This window comes from Mesorhizobium sp. P2_E6 (assembly GCF_056403835.1).
In genome coordinates this window covers 667,621-687,583 of record NZ_JBFUEQ010000002.1, presented here as the reverse complement: position 1 = coordinate 687,583, position 19,963 = coordinate 667,621, and the positions used below count along the sequence as shown (strand labels likewise).

Here is a 19,963-nt window from a genome sequence, read left to right as displayed (position 1 = left end):
TCAAGGTACCGGTGCGCCGGCTTCGATCAGCCGGGCCTGCTTGAGATCGGCCCACAAAGCCGGCGGAATGTCCTCGCGCAGGTAGGCCAGATTCTGTTTCAACTCGTCGGCTGATCGCGCGCCCGGAATGACGCTTGATACGAGAGGATGGCCGAGTGGGAACTGAAGCGCGGCCGCCGGCAGCGACACCTTGTGACTGATGCAGATCGCCTCGATGCGGCGGACGCGCTCGAGCACCGGTTCCGGCGCCGGCCTGGTGTTGAAGGTTGCGCCCTTGACGGCGCCGGTGGCCAGGATGCCGGAATTGTAGGGTCCGCCAATGATGATCCTGGTGCCGCGCTGCGCGCACAGCGGCAGCAAGGTCGCCAGCGGTTCCTGCTCGAGCAAGGTGTAGCGGCCGGCCAGCAGGAAATAGTCGAACGCGCCCGCCACGACGAAATCGGACAGCATCTGCCATTGGTTGATGCCGACGCCGACCGCCTTGATGACGCCTTGCGAACGCAATTCGTCGAGCGCCGGATAGGCGCCCTCCATCGCTTCCCTGAAACGGCTTCTGGCATAGGGATCCTCGCCGGTGCCGAAATGAATGGCTTCGTCCGGATCATGGATCGAGACCATGTCGACATAGTCGGTGTCGAGGCGCTTCAGCGTTCCTTCGAGCGAACGCATCACAGCGTCGCGCGAATAGTCGAACTCGGCGCGGAATGAGCCGGGCTGGTCCCACAGCGCCGGCTGAAGGTCCTCGGGCGGGATCGGCACGAGGTCGTAGCCGATCTTCGACGAGATGACGATGTCCGCGCGGGGTAAGGATCTGATCGCCAGCCCAAGCCGGGTCTCGCTCACGCCAAAGCCATAGACGGGTGCTGTGTCGAAATAGCGGATGCCATTGTCATAGGCCGCGTGCACCGTTTGGACCGCGGCGTCGGTGTCGACGGCGCGATACATATTGCCCAGCCCGGTGCCGCCTAGTCCGATCGTCGTCACCTTCAGGCCGTTCTTCGCGACAGCCCTGAATTCGATTTCAGCCATTTTCTCTTCCTGTGATCGCTGCTGTTCTTCGTGCCGGCCAAGCGGCTTCCCGCACCACGCTCGGGCCGCGAAAAGGCCGGTCGTGAATCCGGTGTCGAAAAAGCATTGACACAAAAGTTGTCATATAACAATGTAACCAGATGACAAATGTGGGCAGGCCCGCAAAACGAAGAGGGAGGAACCAAGTGGACGACGAAACGAAAAACCAGATGGAGATGGTCAATGCCGCCATCAGCCGGCGCAGTGCCTTCGAACTGGCCGGCAAACTCGGCCTCGGTGCCGCCGGCCTGGCCAGCGGATTGGCGGGTGCCGGACTTGCCGGCGGCGTCAGCGCCGCGAAAGCTGCGGATTCATCGGCAGGCCTGCCGAAGAAGCCCTACAAGTTCCACTTCGTCTGCCATGTGACGCTCGACCAGTTCTTCACCCCGACCGTCTATGGCATCCAGGACGCCTGCGCGGCCTTTGGCTGCAGCTACCAGTGGACGGGTTCGCAGAAGAACGTCGTCTCCGAGATGGTCAGCGCCATGCAGACCGCGATTGCGCAGAAGTCGGACGGCATCGCCGTCTGCCTGGTCGATCCGACTGCCTTCGATGCGGCCACCGACATGGCCGCGCAGGCCGGCATTCCGGTCGTCGCCTTCAACGCCGACGTGCCGGTCGGCAGCCCCAACAGGCGGCTGTCCTATGTCGGCCAGCCGCTCTACCAGTCCGGATACAACTCGGCGCTGAAGTGGCTGAAGCTGATCCCCAAGGGCGGCCACGTCATGCTGTCGATCGGCGTGCCCGGCTCGCTCAACACGCAGCCGCGCCTCGACGGCTACATCCAGGCGATCAAGGACAGCGGCAGCGGCGTCACTTACGATGTCGTCAACACCGGGCCCGATCCGGCAACCGAAATCTCGCGCGTCGAGAGCTACTATCTCAGCCACAAGGACGTGAAGGGCATGTTCGGCACCGGTGGTTCCGACACCTACGCCTGCGGTTTCATCTCCAACAAATATGGCCTGGTGAAAGCCGGCGGCGCCGTGGCCGGCTTCGACCTCTTCCCGCAGACGCTAGACTTCATCAAGTCCGGCGATGTCAACTTCACCACCGACCAGCAGGCCTATCTGCAGGGCTTCCTGCCGGTCCAGCAGATGTATCTCTACAAGTTGTCGGGCGGTCTCGTCGGTCCGGCCAACAGCGACACCAGCCAGGCCTATGTGACCAAGGACAATGTCGACGCCTATGTCGGCAAGTCCCGCTTCGAGGGCCGCAGCGACGTCGAGCCGACCTGACGCAGTTCAGCCAAGCGAAAACTCCTGCCCTCGCCACGTCATTGTCCGATGACGTAGCGAGGGCGCCGCTGACTGCCGCCGGCTTGCCCGTCGCCGATCCCCGCCCAGAATTCGAAATCAGGAAGACAAGAGTGCCGCCAATCGCAATCGCAAAAGCCGGGAAGGGCGCCGTTGGCGTCAAAGTCCCGCAGACGATGACGGAGAGGCTGCTCATCCTGCTTTCCCGTTATCGCGAGGCCAGCATCGCCGTCGTCGCCATCGTGCTTGTGGTCTATTTCCAGGTCGGCAGCGATGGCGGATTCCTGTCGCCGCAATTCATGAGTGTCGTGCTGCGCGACACCGGCCGGCTTGGCCTGATCGCCGCTGCCGAAGTCATGCTGATGATCACCGGCGAGATCGACCTTTCGCTGAGCGCCATCTTCTCGATCGCGCCCTATGTCATGGCGCTGATGTCGGTCACCTGGGGCGTGCCGCTGGCCGTCGGCGCCGTTGTCGGCGTCTTGATCGGCGTGCTGGTCGGCGCCATCAACGGCATCATCACGGTGCGTTTCCGCGTGCCGTCGCTGATCACCACGGTCGGCATGCTGTTCTTCCTGCAGGGCATCGTCGTCTCGATCTACAACAGCCAGCCGATCGTGGCGCCGGTCGAGCAGCCCTTCAACGCGATCTTTGGGCAGAGCCTCTACCAGCCGTCGGATGCGCTCCTCTCCTGGCATGGCGTGACCGCCTTCACGCCCTTCCTGTGGGCGGTGCTGATCGTGCTGGCGCTGGCACTGGCGCTCAACCGCACCACCTTCGGTCTGCACACGATTGCCACCGGCAGCAACATCATCGGCGCGCGCGAAATCGGTGTGCGGACCGATCGCATGAAGATCTACAATTTCATGATCGCCGGCGGCTGCGCGGCCTTCGCCGGCATCATCAACACCGCCCAGTTTACCTCAGCCGACCCGCAGGCCGGCAGCCCGTTCCTCACCTTGCAGGCGATCGCCGCGGCAGTCATCGGCGGCACTTCGCTGCTGGGTGGCTCCGGCACCGTCATCGGCGCGCTGATCGGCGCGTTCGTGGTCGCTTCGCTCAACAACGGCCTGGTGATGATCGGCGCCCAGGCCACCGTTTCCGACATCTATCTGGGCGCCGCCATCATCGCGGCGATGATCCTGAGCATCCAGGTCGACCGGCTGCGCACACGGAGGCGCCTATGAACACGCAGACCATTCCGCCGCTCGCGCCAGATGCGCCCGTCGTCCTGGAAATGTCCAACATCTCCAAGAGTTTCGGCGCCGTCACAGCGCTGGTCGACGTCTCGATCAAGCTGCGCCGGGGCGAGGTCCTGGCCCTGGTCGGCGACAATGGCGCGGGCAAGTCGACGCTGATCAAGATCCTGTCAGGATTTCACCAGCCCGATACCGGCACGATCGTCTCGCAAGGCAAGGAGGTGCGTTTCGCCTCGCCGCGCGACGCGCGCGCCCAGGGCATCGAAACCGTCTACCAGGACCTGGCGCTGATCGGCGACCTCAGCGTCTTCCACAACATGTTCCTCGGCCGCGAATACCACAAGCGCATCCTGGGGCTGAACCTGCTCGACAACAGGAAGATGCGCGAACAGGCTCAACTCTACTTGGACACGCTGGGCATCTCGATCCCCAGCGTCAACAGCACCGTCGACCTCCTGTCGGGCGGACAGCGCCAGTGCATCGCCGTTGCCCGCTCGATCTATTCGTCGCCCAGGATCCTGGTGCTGGACGAGCCGCTGGCGGCACTCGGCGTGCGCGAAAGCGCGCATGTCCTGGGCCTGATCCAGAACCTGCGCCAGCAGCGCCAGGTCTCGGTGATCCTGATCGTCCACAACTACAACCAGATCTTCGAAGTCTGCGACCGCATCAACTTCCTGCATTCGGGCGAGGTCGCGCTGGACGCCTCCACGGCCGACACCAGCGAGGAGGAATTGATCCGCATCGTCAAGTCGGGCCTCGGCCGCAAGGCGATCGACGCCGCCGCGGCCGAAGTCCGGCCCGGAATCGTATGAACCCACCCAACGCCACGGCTGCCAAAATTCCTGCCGGCCAAACTGTCCAAGCCGATTTGCCGGCCCCACATACGGAGTACTCGTTTTGACGTTCTCACCGACCGAGCTGACCAAATCCCTTGGCCGCGGGCTGCTGTCCTTTCCGCTGACCTTCTTCGACGATGCCGGTGCCTTCAACGAGAAGGGCTATCGCGCCCATGTCGCGCAGCAGGGCGCTGCCGGGGCAAGCGGGCTTTTCGCCGCCGGCGGCACGGGGGAGTTCTTCTCGCTGACGCTCGAGGAATACAAGCGTGTCGTGCGGGCGGCATCGGATGAAGTTCCCGACCACCTGCCGCTGCTGGCCGGCGTCGGCTACGGCACGCATATGGCGGTCGAGTTCGCCAAGGCCGCGGAGGCCAACGGCGCCGACGGTTTGCTGGTGCTGCCGCCCTATTTGGTCAAGTCCGAGCAGGAAGGCCTACGCCGGCATCTGACCGCCATCTGCCGCTCGGTCGGCATCGGCGTGATCGCCTACAACAGGGACAATGCGGTGCTGACGCCCGAGACCCTCGACCGGTTGGCGCAGGATTGCCCGAACCTGATCGGGCTCAAGGACGGCGTCGGCGACATCGAGCTTCTCACCGCCTTGCGCTACCGGATGGACGACCGCCTGATCTTCATCGGCGGCATGCCGACGGCCGAAGTCCATGCCAGTGCGGCCGCGGCAATAGGCATGACGACCTATTCGTCGGCGATCTATAATTTCGCTCCCGAGATGGCGCTGCGTTTCTTCAACGCCTTGCGCGCCGGCCGCATGGCCGAGGTCGGCGACCTCATCCGCAGCTTCTTCCTGCCCTATCTCACCATCCGAAACCGGCGTGCCGGCTATGCGGTCTCGATCGTCAAGGCCGGTGCGCGCATCGCCGGGATCGACTGCGGGCCGGTCCGGTCACCGCTGCTTGACCTCACAGTGGATGAAGAACGGCAGCTCGCGGCGCTCATGCAGTCCTGCCGCATGCCGGTTGGAGAGCTGGCGTGAGATCACGGAATGAAGGTCAGGCTCGACGCCGTGCTACGAGCTGACCGAACCGTCGACCATGCGGCGATAGCGCTCGCGGCCCGCCTCCAGATGCTCGCGCAAGGTGAAGCGGGCGGCCTCGACATTGTGCCGCTCGATGGCTTGATAGATGCGGCGGTGCTCCGTCTGGACCTGCTCGAGATAAAGCCGCCGCTGCTCCGGCGTCTCAGTCCGCGGGCGGATCGACTGGCGCGGAATGATGACGGGTCCCAGAAAATGCATGAAGCGCTCGAAATAGGGATTGCCGGTGGCCGAGGCGATCGCCCGGTGGAAAGCAAAATCCGGTTCGATGGCGCTGTCGCCGGCCGCGATCGAAGCGTCGATGGCGACAAGGCAATCGCGCATGCGGGCAAGGTCGTCGTCGCTGCGCTTCTCCGCGGCGATGCCGGCGGCTTCGAGTTCCACGGCGAGCCGCAGCTGCAACACGTTCTGGACTTCCGTCAGCGAACGAAGCTCGTCGGAGACGATGCGAAATGTGGTGTTGGCCTCGTGGTCGGCGACGAACACGCCCGAACCCTGGCGGCTGACGACCAGCCCTTCCGAGCGCAGCGAGGCCATCGCCTCGCGTATCACAGTGCGGCTCACTCCGAATTGCGCGATCAGTTCCTGCTCGGTCGGCAGTTTCTCGCCACTGGTCAGATGGCCGGCGCGTATTTCGCGCGCAAACCAGTCGGCCACCTGCGCCGTGCGGCTGATCTGAGGGGGAAGGCCAAAGGAACGTTTCATCGCCACCAAGCAATAAACGAACCGCTGTTCTTGGCAACCGATTATTTATATGGTGATATGACGACATCCCTCGGTCGCCTGAAGTGCGCAACCTCTGTTCGCCTTGCCGGGCCGGCACGAACATCTCTCCCGATTTCCCTATCATGAAAGGACAGGGATTGGCTCTCTCCGACAAACCGGTGCTGCTGACCGGGGCATCCGGCACGATTGGACGCCTGCTTTCGGTCAGGCTGGCAGAACTGGGCTGGACCTTGCGGCTGACCGATGTCGCGCCCTTGCCAATCCCGCTGCCGCAAAACGCAAGTTTCGATCGTGTCGATCTCGAGGACCAGCAGGCGGTGAACGATCTTGCCCAAGGCTGCGGGCTGATCCTGCATTTCGGCGGCATATCCACCGAGCAGTCCTTCGAGACCGTGCTCGGCCCCAACCTGCGCGGCAGCTACCACATCTACGAGGCGGCGCGCAGCCAGAAGGCACGCGTGGTGTTTCCGTCGTCAGTGCACGCGGTCGGGCTCTATGAGCGGACGGAGATTCTCGACCAGGACTGCCTGTTGCGCCCGGACGGCTATTACGGCCTGTCGAAGGCCTATGGCGAAATGCTGGCGCGGCTTTACTGGGACAAGCATGCGGTCGAAAGCGTGCTGATCCGCATCGGCTCGGTGCTGCCGGAAGTTCCCGACGAACGGATCCTGTCGACCTGGATATCCCACGGCGATTTCGTCAGCCTGATCGAGCGCTGCGCCGAGGCCGAGCATGTCGGCTGCTCGGTGATCTGGGGACAGTCCAACAACAGCCGCGGTTTCTGGCGGCATGATGCCAGGCAAAAGATCGGCTGGACGCCGCTGGACAGTTCCGACAGCCAGGCCGAGCGCGTGCGTGGCAAGGTGACGGACAATCCGGTCGTGGAACGATACCAGGGCGGCAAGTTCATCGTTGTCGACTACAGCCGCGCCGACTTCCCGCCGCGTTCGATGTTCCCGGACGAGTGAGCTCCTTACGCCGGCGACCGACCACGCCCGGCGATCATGTCGGCAGCCTTTTCGGCGATCATGATCACCGCGGCGTTGGTGTTTGACGACACGATGCTTGGCATCACCGAGCTGTCGCAGACGCGCAGGCCCTGGAGCCCGCGCACGCGAAGCTCGGGATCGACGACGCTTTGCGCATCGCCGCCCATCCGGCAGGAGCCGACCGGATGGTAGGCGCTGCGGCCATGTTCGCGGGCGAAGGCTTCCAGCGCCGCACGTCCCTTCGTTGCCGCACCGGGAAGGTGCTCCCGGCTGATGTATTTGGCGAAGGCCGGCTGGGACAGGATCTCGCGGCTGATCTCGATGCCGTCGACGGCGCGCTCCAGGTCGTAGCGTTCGGCAAAAGGGTTGGGATCGATGATTGGCGGATCGCGCAGATCCGCTGACCGGAGCGTGACGCTGCCGCGCGAGCGGGGGCGGACATGGTAGGAATTCAGCGTGCAGCCATTGCCGCCGGGCACCGAGCCGATGCCTTCCTCGACGCCGGCGCCAGGCAGGAAATGGAACTGGATGTCAGGCGTCTTCTCCGCATGGTCGCCCCACCAGAAGCCGCCGGCTTCGACGATGTTGGAGGCCACCGGGCCCTTGCCGAACAGCGCGTATTCGAGGCCGGCGACCGCCTGCCAGCGCTTCTTCTTGTAGCGGTCGATGCCGTGTGGCCCGTTGAGTTCGGCGACGACATCGACATCCATGTGATCATGCAGGTTCTGGCCGACGCCGGGCAGATCGTGGATCGCCTTGATGCCGTGCGTGCCGAGATGCTCGGCCGGGCCGATGCCGGACAGCATCAAGAGTTTGGGGGAGCCGATGGCGCCGGCGGTGACGATCACCTCGCGCCCGGCGCGCAACAATTCGGTACTGCCGTTGCCGACGATCTCGACGCCGATGGCGCGGCCGTTCTCGACAACGATGCGGCTGACCGTGGCGTCGGTGCGCAGCGTCAGGTTCCTGCGGCCGAGCGCCGGCCTGAGATAGGCGACCGCCGTGCTGCTGCGTTTCCCCTGACGCGTCGTCGTCTGGTAGAATCCGGTGCCTTCCTGCTGGCCGGCATTGAAATCGGCCCTGAAGGGAAGACCCGCCTGCTGCGCCGCCTTGACGAAGACCCGCGTCAGCGGATGCGGCGCGCCGCTCGAAACCCCGAGCGGGCCATCTGTGCCGTGCTGCGGACCGGCGAAGGTGTCGTTGCCCTCGGAGCGCCGGAAATAGGGCAGCACGTCGGCGTAGCTCCAGCCGCTGCAGCCATCGTCGACCGCCCATCCGTCGTAATCCTGCGGGCAACCGCGGGTGAACACCTGGGCGTTGATCGAGGAACCGCCACCGAGCACGCGCGCCTGCGGATAGACCATGGTGCGGCCCTCGATCGCCTTGCCGGGCGCCGTGTCATAGCCCCAGATCAGCGGCCCGGCCGTCATCTTGAAGAAGCCGACCGGCAGATGGATGTAGCGATCGGTGTCCCGCGGCCCGGCCTCCAGCAGGACGACGGACAGGTCGGGATCCTCGCTCAGCCTGGTTGCCAGAATGCAACCGGCCGAGCCGCCGCCGACGATGATGTAATCCGGCATTCTCGCTCCCTCATGTGGGCACAATCGGCGCCCCCTCGTGTGCGCGACGATCTCAAGTCCCTTGTGCCGCGTCAAGAGAAAGGGTATGGTTGCAGTGTTGAAGGGTTGTCGTACAAGTGAGGAGCTTGGCAACCCGTCGATCGGAGGCCCGGCCGCGCTCCCCGCGCAAGCCGCCGGGCGGGAAACAGAATTCAATCGGGAGGTTCGATACATGAAGGACAGGACAGGTTTAACGCTTTCGGGTGCGGTCAGCCGCCGGACGCTGATGATGGGCGCCACCGCCGGAATGGCGGCGCTCGCCATGCCAAAGGTTTTGCGCGCGCAGGAAAAGCCGACATTGGTGACGTCGATCCGCTCGTTGTCCAACCCCTACCACGCGGTGTGGAAGACGGGCGCCGAGGCCTACGCCAAATGGGCCGGTCTCGAACACGTCACGCTGGTCTCGGAAGGCAACAGCGAGAAAGGCATCGCCGACATCAAGGCCATGCTGGCCAAGACCGGCGGCAACATGGTGCTCAATTCCGATCCCAACGACACGCCCGATGCCCGCCCGATCGTCGAGGCCTGCGCCAAGGCCGGCGCCTATGTCGTGACGCAATGGAACAAGCCGGCGGATCTGCATCCCAAGGACTTCAACCCGAACTATGTTTCCCACATCGAGTTCGACGGCATTGCAAGCGGCAAGACCATCGCCGAGATCCTGTTCAAGACCATCGGCGGCAAGGGCGGCATCGTCGCCCTCGGCGGCCTGATCTCGACCACGGCGGCGATCGAGCGCAAGAAGGGCCTCGACGCGGCGCTCGCCGCCAATCCCGACATCAAGCTGCTCGACTTCCAGGTCGCCAACTGGAAATCGACCGAAGCCTTCGACCTGATGGGCAATCTGCTCACTCGCTTCGGCGACGACATCAAGGGCATCTGGGCCGCCAATGACGACATGGGCTCCGGCGCACTCGAGGCGCTGCGCGCCGAAAACCTCGCCGGCAAGGTGCCGATCGTCGGTGTCGACGGCATCAAGACGGCGGTCGACGCGGTGCGCACCGGCGAGTTCGCCTGCACCGTCACCTCGGATCCGTTCTGGCAGGGCGGCATGGGGCTGGCCATCGGCTACAACGCCAAGATCGGCAAGTTCGACCCGGTCAAGGAGCCGCCGGAGCACCGCGAATTCTACGGCAAGGCGGTGCTGATCTCGCACGACAATGTCGAGGAATATTACAAGACCAATGTCGACGCCAAGCCGGAGATCGACTGGAACGATCTTTGGGGTCGGGTGACCGGAGCCATCCGGACCTGACCGCCGGGGCGGGCTGCTGCTCCCTGGCGGCCCGCTCCCCTTTACAGTCGTCGTGCATCGCACCGGCGATGGTCATCAGCAGACGGGAAGCGGTTTCTTGACAATCCATACAGAACCCCTGAAGTCCGTTTCGGACATCGAGCGGACGACGCTTATGACATTTCTCCCCGGCCGCATCGCCACCATGTTCGGTGGCAGGCGCTGGCGCAGCCTGGCGCCGCTGGCGGTGCTGGTCGTGCTCTGCCTGCTGATCGCCATTGCCAATCCCAATTTCATCGAGCTGCGCAACCTGGTGCGCCTCGCCAACTCGGCCGCCGTGCCGCTGACGCTGGCGATGGGACTGACCTTCATCATCCTGATGGGCAGCATCGACCTCTCGGTCGAGGGCACGCTGTCGGTCTCGGCGATGGTGGTGGTGCTGCTCGCCGCCAATGACAGCAATGGCAACGACTATGGCTGGTGGGCGGTGCTGGCCGCGGTCGTCGCCGGCACCGCCATGGGTTTCGTCAGCGGCCTCGTCCAGACCATGCTGCGCATCCCGTCCTTCATGGCCACGCTCGGCATGTGGTTCATCGGCCTTGGCCTGTCGGTCTATATGCTCGGCGGCTCGGCGATCCGTCTCAACGATGCCTCGATCCGCGAGCTGGCATTGGCCCGCTTCCTCGGCCTGCCGCTGGCGGTGTGGGTCGCCACCGGCGCGTTTCTGCTCGCCGCCGTCATCCAGTATCACACCAAGCTCGGACGCCACATCCTGGCCATCGGCGGTGACGAGGACGTCGCCAAGCTCTCCGGCGTCAACGTGGTGCGCGTGCGCATCACCGCCTTCGCGCTGGCCGGTTTCTTCTTCGGCATTGCCGGCGTGCTTGCCGCGGCACAACTGGGCCAGTCGCATGCCGTCATCGGCGACGGCCGGCTGTTTGCCGCGGTCACCGCCGTCGTCGTCGGCGGCACGGCCTTGACCGGCGGCGAAGGCGGCGTCGTCAACACGCTGATCGGCGTGCTGATCGTCACCGTGCTTGCCAACGGCATGATCCTGCTCGGCATTTCGCCCTACATCCAGCAGACGGTGCAGGGCCTGATGATCATCGCCGCGGTGGCGCTGTCGCTCGACCGCGTCCGCCTCAGGATAGTCAAGTGACCGCCATGCTGAGCGCTTCCGGCATCATCAAGAATTTCCCTGGCGTCCAGGCCCTGCGCGATGTCTCGATCGAGGTCCGGCCGAACGAAGTGGTCGGGCTGATCGGCGAGAACGGCGCCGGCAAGTCGACGCTGATGCGGGTGCTGGCCGGCAGCTACCGGCCGGACGGCGGCAGCCTCACCCTCGACGGCGAGCAGCTGCGCATGCGCAGTCCGCGCGACGCGGCCCGGCATGGCATCGGCATGGTGTTCCAGGAACAGTCGCTGGTGCTCAATCTGACGGTCGCCGAAAACATATATCTCGGCGAGGAAGACCGCTTCACCCGCTTCGGCATCGTCAACTGGCGCGCCATGAACGCGGCGGCGCGCCGGCAACTGGCCAAGATCGGCATCGACATCGACGTCACCGCGCGCACCTCCGAGCTCACCTTCGCCGCGCGCCAGATGGTCGAGCTGGCCAAGGCGCTGACGCTCGAGGAAGTGGTCGAGCGGCAGCTGCTCATCCTGCTCGACGAGCCGACCTCGGTGCTCAACGCCGCCGATATCGAGGTGCTGTTCGCCCGCGTGCGCTCGCTCAAATCCCGTGCCAGCTTCGTCTTCGTCTCGCACCGTCTCGACGAGGTGCTTGCGATCTCGGACCGCGTCTACACGATGAAGGACGGTGCGGTCGTCGCCGAGCATCGCGCGGCCGATGTCACCGCGCCGGAGCTGCACGAAATCATGGTCGGGCGCGGGCTGCAGGCGGAATATTACCGCGAGGCCCGCCAGCAGGCGCCGCGCGAAACGGTCATGGTCGAGGCAAAGGGCTTGGGCGCAAACGGCGCCTATCACGGCGTCGATCTCAAGATCAGGGCCGGCGAGATCGTCGGCATCGCCGGTGTCGTCGGTTCCGGCCGCGAGGAGGTGACGCGCACCATCGGCGGCTTCCTCCAGCACGATGCCGGTGAAATGAAAATCGCCGGCGACGCGGTGCGTTTCGGTTCGCCGGAACCGGCTGTGCGCAGGGGTATCGGCTATGTGCCGCGCGAGCGCAGGCTCGAAGGGCTGGTGATGTTCCTGTCGATCGCGGAGAACATTTCGCTGGCCGACCTGTCGAGCGTCATGCGCCATGGTGCGTTCGACTATGGCAAGGAGCGCCGGCTCGCCGCCGACTGGATCAAGCGGCTGCGCATCAAGGCGCCGGGCCCCGATGCCGCCTGCCGCAAGCTCAGCGGCGGCAACCAGCAAAAGGTGGTGCTGGCGCGCTGGATGACGGCGGGCTCGCGCATCCTCGTGCTCGACCATCCGACGCGCGGGCTCGATGTCGGCGCCAAGGAGGAGGTCTACGAACTGGTCCGCGACCTCTCCGCGCAAGGCGTGGCGATCCTTTTGATATCCGACACACTGGAGGAAACCATCGGCCTGTCGCACCAGGTGCTGGTGATGCGCGACGGCGAGATCACCGCGCGTTTCGACGCCAGCCCGGGCAACAAGCCGAACCAGGTCGAACTGTTGCGGGCGATGGTATGAGAGACCGTTTGGAAACTCTGCTCCCGCGGCCATCTGAAGGCGTTTTCTGCGCTTCCGGTGCTCACGGACCAACGTCCGCTGCGCTCCGGTTCTCGAAACCACCATCATATGACTCGCGAGAGCGACTTTCGAAACGGTCTTGGGAGCCCTGCGATGAATGAAGCTTTTTCGCTGCGGCGCATCTTCGAAGGCAAGTGGACGCAAGGCGCCATTCCGCTGGTCCTGCTTGTCGCCCTGCTTCTGATCATCGAGATCGCCGCGCCCGGCTTTCTCACCGGCGAGACCGTGGCGCTTTTGTTCGCCAACACCGCCGTGCTGTTCATCCTGGCGACCGGCGTCACCTTCGCCATCCTGCTCGGCGGCATCGACCTATCGATCCAGGCGGTCGCCTCGCTGGCCAGCGTCATCCTGGCGCAGCTGCTGCCTTCGCTCGGCCTTGCCGCCTTTCCGGTGGCGATCCTGTCCGGGCTCGCCTTCGGCACCTTGAGCGGCATCGTCCATGTCAAGCTGCGCGTCCCCTCGTTCGTGGCGACGCTCGCCACCGGCGGCGTGGTCACCGGCATCGCGCTGTGGGTGTCCGACGGCCGCGCCATCACCATCGAGGAAGGCGGCCGCGAAAACACCGCCTGGATCAACGCCACCGTCGCCGGCCTGCCGGTGGTGGTGCTGATTTCGGCGGTCATCGGCATCGCCAGTTTTCTGGCGCTGCGCTACACGCGCTTTGGCCGCCAGGCGATCGCCGTCGGTGCCGGCGAGCCGGCCGCCTGGGCGGCGGGCATCAATGTCGACCGCACCAAGATCATCGCCTTCGCCGCCTCCGGCATGCTGGCCGCAATCGCCGGCGTGGTCTTGGCGGCGCGACTGTCGAGCGGCTCGCCGGTCCTTGCCAACCAGCTGCTGCTGCCGGCCATTGCCGCCGTCATCGTCGGCGGCACCGCCATCACCGGCGGGCTGGGCGGCGTCGCCCGCACGGCGGTCGGCGCGCTGATCATCTCGATCGTGCGCATCGGCATGACCTTCGTCGGCGTCAACATCTTCCTGGAAAACATGGTGTTCGGCGCGGTGCTCATCGCCGCCGTCGCCATCACCATCGACCGCAGCAAGATCGCGGTCATCAAGTGACAGATCCTTCCGCACCGCCTCCCAAGCAAGCGCGGACCGGACGGGGTCGCATCAAAGGCGCGATGCGGCCCCGCCTGCTCAGATCATTGCATCGTGTCGAGGCCGATCAGCTCGATCTTGTAGCCGTCCGGGTCCTCGACGAAAGCGATATGGGTGGTGCCGTGCTGCATCGGCCCGGGCTTGCGCGGAATCTTGGCACCGCGCTTTTCCAGTTCGGCGCAGACGGCGTAGATGTCGTTGACGCCGAGCGCCAGGTGGCCGAAGCCAGTGCCGATCTCGTAGGGCTCTTCGCGCCCCCAGTTCAGCGTCAGCTCGACAACGGCTTCCTTGTCCTCCGGCCCATAGCCGACAAAGGCGTTGGTGAACTTGCCGCCGGGATAGTCCTCCCGGCGCAGCAAGGTCATGCCGAGGACCTCGGTGTAGAAGGCGATCGACTTGTCGAGGTCGAGCACCCTGATCATGGTGTGCATATAGCGAAAGCCCGGGGCGTCGCTCATTGGGAAAGTCCTCCGAATTTGGTGATTGGCTGGTCTGACCGTCCACATCAAACAGCTGGCAGGAGTATGGCGGCCTCGCTTGATGTTCTAAATCAGGGTTGTATGATAACACGACAAGCAAGGTGGTTGTCCAGTCGTTTTCCCAGAGGGTCCAGAGCCAGGTCATGAATGTCGTGCCGCCCATTTCCGCATCGCTGCTATCGGCCCTGGCCGGCGTGCTGCCGGATGGCGGCTTGCTGACCAGCGACGAAGATCTGGCGCGCTACAGCCGCGACTGGTCGGGCGACCATTTCGGCCGCCCGCTGGCGGTTGCGCGTCCGGCCTCGGTCAAGGAGATGTCGGCGCTGATGCGGCATTGCCATGCGGAGCGCATCCCGGTCGTGCCGCAAGGCGGCCTGACCGGCCTCGTGGGTGCTGCGGTCGCCGCCGATGGCGGCGAGATCGTCATCTCGCTGGAGCGCATGAACCGGATCCGCTCGATCAGCCCGATCGACTTCGCCATGGTGGTCGAGGCCGGCTGTATCCTCGAGGATGCCAAGCGCGCCGCCGCAGAGTGCGACTGCCTGCTGCCGATCACCTTCGGGGCGCAGGGAAGCTGCCGCATCGGCGGCAACGTCGCCACCAATGCCGGTGGCTTCAACGTGCTGCGCTACGGCATGACGCGCGACCTGGTGCTCGGCCTCGAAGTGGTGCTGGCCGATGGCCGGATCTGGAACGGGCTGAAGGTGCTGCGCAAGGACAATCGCGGCTATGACCTCAAGCAGATCTTCATCGGCTCGGAAGGCACGCTCGGCATCGTCACCGCAGCCGCGCTGAAACTCTTTCCCAAGCCGACGCAGATCGAGACGGCGCTGGTCGGCCTGCGCTCGGTCGAGGACGCCATGGCGCTCTATGCGCGGGCGCGGCGCGACTGCAGCGATCTGCTCACCGCCTTCGAACTGATCCTGCGCCAGGGCATCGAGATCACCATGCGCGAGGGCGCTGATTTTGCCGATCCGCTGGCAAAAGCCTATCCGGCCTATGTGCTGATCGAGGTTTCCTCCGGCGGGCTGATCGACCTGTCCGCCATGCTCATGGGTTTTCTCGGCGGCGTCGCCGACATCGTCGAGGACGGCATCGTCGCATCGACCCGGGCGCAGGCCGAGCGGCTGTGGCTCTATCGCGAGATCATGGTCGAGCGGCAGGGCAGGGGCGGCCGCTATCTGCGCACCGACGTCTCGGTGCCGATCTCGAAACTCGCCGATTTCGTCACCGACGCGCTCTTCGAATTGCAGCGCGCCCGGCCCGACGCGCTCGCCGTCACCTACGGCCATGTTGGCGACGGCAACATCCATTTGAACGTCGTGCCGCCGGAAGGCATGGAACCGCAAGCGGTGGAGCAACTGTTCGAAGAGGCGGAAGCCGAGATCTTTGCCGTCGTCGACCGCTATGGCGGCTCGATCAGCGCTGAGCACGGCATCGGCCGGGTCAAGCAGAAGGCGTTCCTCGACCGGATCGATCCGGTGACGCTTGATCTGGCGGCGGGCATAAAGCAAGCCTTCGATCCGCGCCATATCCTGAGCAATGGCCGCATTCTGGCAAGCAAGGCCAATCATGGTCTATAGGTGAGCGATGACGCTGAAGCTCGACAAGGTCAATCGCGGTCCGCACCTCTCAACCCTGGTTGCGAGTTCCATCTCGCGCGAGATCGCGCAGGGGCGCCTGAAGCCCGGTGACCAGCTGCCGACCGAGCAGGCGCTGGCGACCACCTTCGGCGTCAGCCGCAACGTCGTGCGCGAGGCGATCGCCCGGCTGCGCTCGGAAGGCCGCATCTGGTCGCAGCAGGGGCGCGGCGCCTTCGTGGTGGAGAGCACCAACCCGACGGTGCTGACCATCGACTATGAGGCGCTGCAGCGCGCCGACTCCTTCCGCAACCTGTTCGAACTGCGCGGCATCCTCGAGGTGCAGGCCGCAGCCCTTGCCGCAAGGCGGCGCACCGAAGCCGATCTCACCGCGATGGGCGATGCGCTGGCCGGCATGCGCGCGGCCCCCTATGGCAGCGTCGCCTGGCTGCGCAGCGACCTCGAGTTCCACCGCACCGTCGCCGAGGCGACGCGCAACGCCTATATGGGCCAGTTCCTGGTCTTCGTGTCCGAGCGGGTGCGCGAAAGCATCCTTGCCGCCGGCAACCAGCAGAAATCGGACGACATGGCCCGCATCACGCTCGGCGAGCACGAGCGCATCCTGGCCGCCATCCGCGCCGGCGACGCCGAGGCGGCGCAGACAGCCATGCGCGACCACCTGGCGGGCGCGGCGCTGCGGGTTGGGCTGCATGATGGTGAGGCGGTTGCCGAGGCACCAACTCCGGTGCGGCACTCGAGACTGAGGAAGGCTATCCGCGGGCAAGCAGCGGGATGAGATCGCCCTCCTGCACCTTGGAGAGCTATGGCGGCTCTATCGGATTGTTTCATGTCTAGCCATTTAACGAAAACATGGTGTGCGACATCTGCGGGATCGAAGCGGCGTTTGCTGCTTCGACGCGGCGGGCTCACGTGCTTCGGAGCTTTGCCTTGCCTCGCGACTGATGATGTCGGTGACCTGACTGGATGCGATGACATTGACGGGATGACAGATCAGGAGCAACTTGAGCGCACCGACCGAGCCCCGGGCGGGCCCGGCCACCGCGTGTGCGGTGAAACCTCGAGCAGCACGGAGACTGACGGGAGGAAGAAATGATCCGGGTCAAGGACGTTTGCGATCGAGCACAATCGCTATGGCTGCGGGTGGTGCGATCGACCCACCCTGTCGACGATGTCGAGAACGAGGAGCTGTATCGGCTGATCGACGGCAAAAACAAGGATAACACCGGCACCAACTTCGAGGCGTCCCGCTTCGACATCGAGACCCGTCTATCGCGATGGGAGAGCTACAAGCCGCCGAACCGTAACTGAAAACTATTCCGGTTCGGAGTACTTTGGACAGCCAGCCACCGCGCTGGGCTTTTCCATTTCAGTGAACAATGCGATCGGCTATCTCGGCTCGAAGCCGGGTTACGAGCGCGAGTGGCCCGACCGCGACCCGGCGAGCACTGCGAGGGCGCAGCAAGATGCTGATAGCGAAAGCGGTCAGTTGGCTTTCGGCGCGAACCTTGCCGTCCACTCTTCCATCGACATTTGCTGCCGGTCGCTGGGTTCGAATTTTTCGACTGGTCGGCAGAGTGCTCTCACGGCAGAGTGCGGCCATGTGCAACCTCTACAACATCACCACGTCGCAAGAAGCCGTCCGCCAATGGACCCGAACCTTGCGGGACATCTTGGGCAACCTTGAGCCGTCCATTGACATCTATCCCAACCAACCCGGCCCGGTGGTGCGCAACGCGCTGGACGGAGAGCGGGAGCTTGCCAACCTGCTGTGGGGCATGCCGACACCCGCCGAGCGGATGAAGGGGAAGGCCGACTACGGCACCACCAACATACGCAATCCACAGTATGGCCATTGGCAGCAATATGTCGGTGTCGAGAACCGCTGCGTGGTCCCCGTGACGAGCTTCGCGGAACCGAGCCCGACGCCCGGCGACAAGGACCCCGAGACGGGCATCCAGCGGAACTATTGGTTCGCGCTCAATGAGGACCGCCCGCTGTTCTTCTTCGCTGGCCTCTGGACGCCATGGCATGGGGTACGCAAGGTCAAGGACGGTCCCGGCGACTTCGAGCTTTACGGTTTCATGACGACCGCGCCGAACGCCCTCATCAAGCCCATCCACGAAAAAGCCATGCCGGTGATCCTGAGGACGCAGGAGGAAACCGAGACGTGGCTGACAGCGCCTTGGTCGGAAGCGAAGCGGCTGCAGCGCACGGCCCCGGACGATGCCCTGGTGATTGTCAAGAAGCCGGCCACGCAGATCAAGTTTCCGCAGCAGGCACCGCAGGCTCCGGCTCAGGGCTCACTGTTCTAGGCGGTGTGGACAAATTCCGCATACCACCGTGGCCCCCAGCGCCCCCTGGGCCGGCAGGGGCGAGGCGCGAGGCCGACGACGGAGTGGACCTCAAGGCCGAGCAACGCTGCCAAGGCCGCCGCTTCGATCGGGACCTTGGCCGATGAATTTTCGAGGAGGGTTTGAGCTTCTTGTTCGTTCCTTCGTCACTACGGCGAAACCCGAACCCTCCTCAATATACACTCCCAAATGTCTACCATAGGCGATAATGGATGAGAGATGTCGTCAAGACCTGATGAACGAGAGCAGGTCGGGGTTGAGGACATCCGCATGCGTGGTGAGCATGCCATGGGGATAGCCGGGATAAGTCTTCAGCGACCCGTTCTTAAGCAGGTCGACCGCACGCGGCACGGAACTTGCGAACGGAACGACTTGATCAGCCTCGCCATGCATCACCAGCACCGGCACGGTGATCTTCTTGAGGTCTTCGGTATAATCTTCGAGCCAAGAGTCGACAGTCGCGTAATGAGCGAGGGCACCGCCGGCCATGCCTTGGCGCCACCAGTTCGCAATGATCGCCTCCGAAGGCTTCGCCCCATCCAGGTTGTAGCCGTAGAACGGATTCTCAGGGACGAAACGGTAGAACTCCGACCGGTTGCCCAGCACGCCTGCCCGGATCGCTTCGAACCACTCCGGCGGTTGACCGGACGGGTTGTCCTCGCTCCGGTACATGTTCGGCGTCAATGAAGCGACCAGCGCCGCCTTCGCGACGCGTTCCTGGTGGCGAGCGACATAGCGCGCCACCTCACCGCCACCTGTGGAGTGGCCGATGTGGATCGCGTCGCGCAGGTTGAGGTGTTCAGTCAGGGCCGCGAGGTCGGCAACCCAGTGGTCCATGTCGTTGCCAGTGCTGGGCTGGTCGGACCGGCCGTGGCCGCGCCGGTCGTGGGCGATCACCCGATAGCCGTGGCGAAGGAAGAAGGTCATCTGGGCGTCCCAGTCGTCCGCTGTCAGCGGCCAGCCGTGGCTGAAAACGATCGGCTGGCCTGAGCCCCAGTCCTTGTAGAAGATGTTTACGCCGTCTGTGGTAGTGATCGTGGGCATTGTTCAGCTCCTTTAGATTAGCCGCGGATGAGAGTCATCGCTCGCTGGCGCGGCGTTCCAGCGATGATCCGGTAAACTAAGACGACCAGTCGTCTATTAATTGGTCAAAATGTTTAACTCAGCAGAGAGGGCAAAACAAAGCGCTCGAAGCTGTCGAAGGGCGCCCGGCTACGTTCGACCTTGGCCCGCATGACCGCCCCTTCGAACGTGTCAATCAGCGCGACGGCAAGCTGCCCTGGATCCTTTCCGGCCGACAATTCCCCTTTCTCCTGCGCTTCCCGCAAGCATGAGGCGAGCGCGGCCGACCACTCGCGATAGATCGCCGCAAGCTTGATCCGCACATCCTCGCTCGTCGGCGTGACCTCCAGTGCCATGTTCCCGATCAGGCAGCCGACCGCGTAACGGCGGCGCTCGTGAAACTCGGCAAGCCCGGCGAAATAGCGCGCGATGCGCGACAAGGGCGGCGTCCGGCGTTGATTCAAAATGGCCCCATACTCAGCGACAACCGCCTCCCAATATTCGGTCAATACGGCGACGGCGAAGGCTTCCTTGCTGTCGAAGTAATTATAGAACGAACCCTTGGGCACGCCGGCTGCCGCGGTGATCTCCTGCACGCCCGTGGCGTTGAAGCCGCGGGTGCTCACAAGGTCTCCCCCTTTTTCCAGGAGGCGCGATCGCG

19 protein-coding genes are annotated in these 19,963 nt (G+C 64.5%); 13 read left to right on the top strand and 6 right to left on the bottom strand.

From position 1 onward, the window contains the following. Complete coding sequence (locus tag AC1D08_RS07845; RefSeq protein WP_457151232.1) at window positions 1–1,029, bottom strand: aldo/keto reductase; 1,029 nt, start codon at window positions 1,027–1,029, stop codon at window positions 1–3. Window positions 1,030–1,214: 185 nt separating this feature from the next. On the opposite strand from AC1D08_RS07845, the gene AC1D08_RS07840 reads away from it, so the two are divergent. From AC1D08_RS07840 to kdgD, 4 genes are all read left to right on the top strand, one after another. Continuing rightward, window positions 1,215–2,306 carry a sugar ABC transporter substrate-binding protein gene (locus AC1D08_RS07840; RefSeq protein WP_457151233.1) on the top strand — a complete coding sequence of 364 codons (1,092 nt, stop codon included), beginning with the start codon at window positions 1,215–1,217 and terminating at the stop codon, window positions 2,304–2,306. Between the two features lie 131 nt (window positions 2,307–2,437). Continuing rightward, the gene (locus AC1D08_RS07835; RefSeq protein ID WP_457151234.1) at window positions 2,438–3,511 is read left to right on the top strand and encodes an ABC transporter permease; all 1,074 of its coding nucleotides are present in this window, start codon (window positions 2,438–2,440) and stop codon (window positions 3,509–3,511) included. After that, window positions 3,508–4,335 carry an ATP-binding cassette domain-containing protein gene (locus tag AC1D08_RS07830; protein WP_095080556.1) on the top strand — a complete coding sequence of 276 codons (828 nt, stop codon included), beginning with the start codon at window positions 3,508–3,510 and terminating at the stop codon, window positions 4,333–4,335. Before AC1D08_RS07835 ends, AC1D08_RS07830 begins: the two co-directional genes overlap by 4 nt. 85 nt (window positions 4,336–4,420) lie before the next feature. Further along, a complete protein-coding gene (kdgD, locus tag AC1D08_RS07825) occupies window positions 4,421–5,353 on the top strand; it encodes a 5-dehydro-4-deoxyglucarate dehydratase (protein ID WP_457151235.1) in 933 nt (310 codons plus the stop codon). Window positions 5,354–5,386: 33 nt separating this feature from the next. Here the strand turns inward: kdgD and AC1D08_RS07820 are convergent, their stop codons facing one another. Further along, a complete protein-coding gene (locus AC1D08_RS07820) occupies window positions 5,387–6,118 on the bottom strand; it encodes a FadR/GntR family transcriptional regulator (RefSeq protein ID WP_095080558.1) in 732 nt (243 codons plus the stop codon). A 158-nt stretch (window positions 6,119–6,276) separates the two neighbouring features. Here AC1D08_RS07820 and AC1D08_RS07815 point away from each other — a divergent pair, with 158 nt between their 5' ends. After that, window positions 6,277–7,107: an NAD-dependent epimerase/dehydratase family protein gene (locus AC1D08_RS07815; protein ID WP_457151236.1), complete on the top strand. Its 831-nt coding sequence runs from the start codon at window positions 6,277–6,279 to the stop codon at window positions 7,105–7,107. 5 nt (window positions 7,108–7,112) lie between these two features. On the opposite strand, the gene AC1D08_RS07810 is transcribed toward AC1D08_RS07815, so the two are convergent. Next, the gene (locus AC1D08_RS07810) at window positions 7,113–8,708 is read right to left on the bottom strand and encodes a GMC family oxidoreductase (RefSeq protein WP_457151237.1); all 1,596 of its coding nucleotides are present in this window, start codon (window positions 8,706–8,708) and stop codon (window positions 7,113–7,115) included. 211 nt (window positions 8,709–8,919) lie between these two features. On the opposite strand from AC1D08_RS07810, the gene AC1D08_RS07805 reads away from it, so the two are divergent. The 4 genes from AC1D08_RS07805 (at window position 8,920) to AC1D08_RS07790 (ending at window position 13,770) form a co-directional block, all read left to right on the top strand. Then, window positions 8,920–10,002 carry a sugar ABC transporter substrate-binding protein gene (locus AC1D08_RS07805; protein ID WP_095080563.1) on the top strand — a complete coding sequence of 361 codons (1,083 nt, stop codon included), beginning with the start codon at window positions 8,920–8,922 and terminating at the stop codon, window positions 10,000–10,002. Window positions 10,003–10,156: 154 nt separating this feature from the next. Beyond that, a complete protein-coding gene (locus tag AC1D08_RS07800) occupies window positions 10,157–11,140 on the top strand; it encodes an ABC transporter permease (protein WP_477422891.1) in 984 nt (327 codons plus the stop codon). A gap of 5 nt (window positions 11,141–11,145) precedes the next feature. Beyond that, window positions 11,146–12,648, top strand: a complete 1,503-nt coding sequence (locus tag AC1D08_RS07795) for a sugar ABC transporter ATP-binding protein (protein ID WP_457151243.1) — start codon at window positions 11,146–11,148, stop codon at window positions 12,646–12,648. Between the two features lie 153 nt (window positions 12,649–12,801). Continuing rightward, window positions 12,802–13,770, top strand: coding sequence for an ABC transporter permease (locus tag AC1D08_RS07790; RefSeq protein WP_457151239.1), 969 nt, complete (start codon window positions 12,802–12,804; stop codon window positions 13,768–13,770). A gap of 83 nt (window positions 13,771–13,853) precedes the next feature. Here AC1D08_RS07790 and gloA read toward each other — a convergent pair whose 3' ends face one another. Beyond that, a complete protein-coding gene (gene gloA / locus AC1D08_RS07785; RefSeq protein ID WP_095080570.1) occupies window positions 13,854–14,267 on the bottom strand; it encodes a lactoylglutathione lyase in 414 nt (137 codons plus the stop codon). A gap of 164 nt (window positions 14,268–14,431) precedes the next feature. Between gloA and AC1D08_RS07780 the strand changes: the two genes are divergently transcribed. From AC1D08_RS07780 to AC1D08_RS07765, 4 genes are all read left to right on the top strand, one after another. Beyond that, the gene (locus AC1D08_RS07780) at window positions 14,432–15,871 is read left to right on the top strand and encodes an FAD-binding oxidoreductase (RefSeq protein WP_457151240.1); all 1,440 of its coding nucleotides are present in this window, start codon (window positions 14,432–14,434) and stop codon (window positions 15,869–15,871) included. Between the two features lie 7 nt (window positions 15,872–15,878). Further along, window positions 15,879–16,664, top strand: coding sequence for a FadR/GntR family transcriptional regulator (locus AC1D08_RS07775; RefSeq protein ID WP_457151241.1), 786 nt, complete (start codon window positions 15,879–15,881; stop codon window positions 16,662–16,664). A gap of 314 nt (window positions 16,665–16,978) precedes the next feature. Continuing rightward, window positions 16,979–17,197: a hypothetical protein gene (locus AC1D08_RS07770; protein ID WP_457151242.1), complete on the top strand. Its 219-nt coding sequence runs from the start codon at window positions 16,979–16,981 to the stop codon at window positions 17,195–17,197. A gap of 290 nt (window positions 17,198–17,487) precedes the next feature. After that, window positions 17,488–18,201 (top strand): SOS response-associated peptidase, encoded by a 714-nt coding sequence (locus AC1D08_RS07765; protein WP_477422889.1) that lies wholly within the window; start codon window positions 17,488–17,490, stop codon window positions 18,199–18,201. A gap of 264 nt (window positions 18,202–18,465) precedes the next feature. Here the strand turns inward: AC1D08_RS07765 and AC1D08_RS07760 are convergent, their stop codons facing one another. Continuing rightward, complete coding sequence (locus tag AC1D08_RS07760; RefSeq protein ID WP_271576301.1) at window positions 18,466–19,284, bottom strand: alpha/beta fold hydrolase; 819 nt, start codon at window positions 19,282–19,284, stop codon at window positions 18,466–18,468. A gap of 113 nt (window positions 19,285–19,397) precedes the next feature. Beyond that, window positions 19,398–19,928: a TetR/AcrR family transcriptional regulator gene (locus tag AC1D08_RS07755; protein WP_457152747.1), complete on the bottom strand. Its 531-nt coding sequence runs from the start codon at window positions 19,926–19,928 to the stop codon at window positions 19,398–19,400. Window positions 19,929–19,963: the final 35 nt, after the last annotated feature.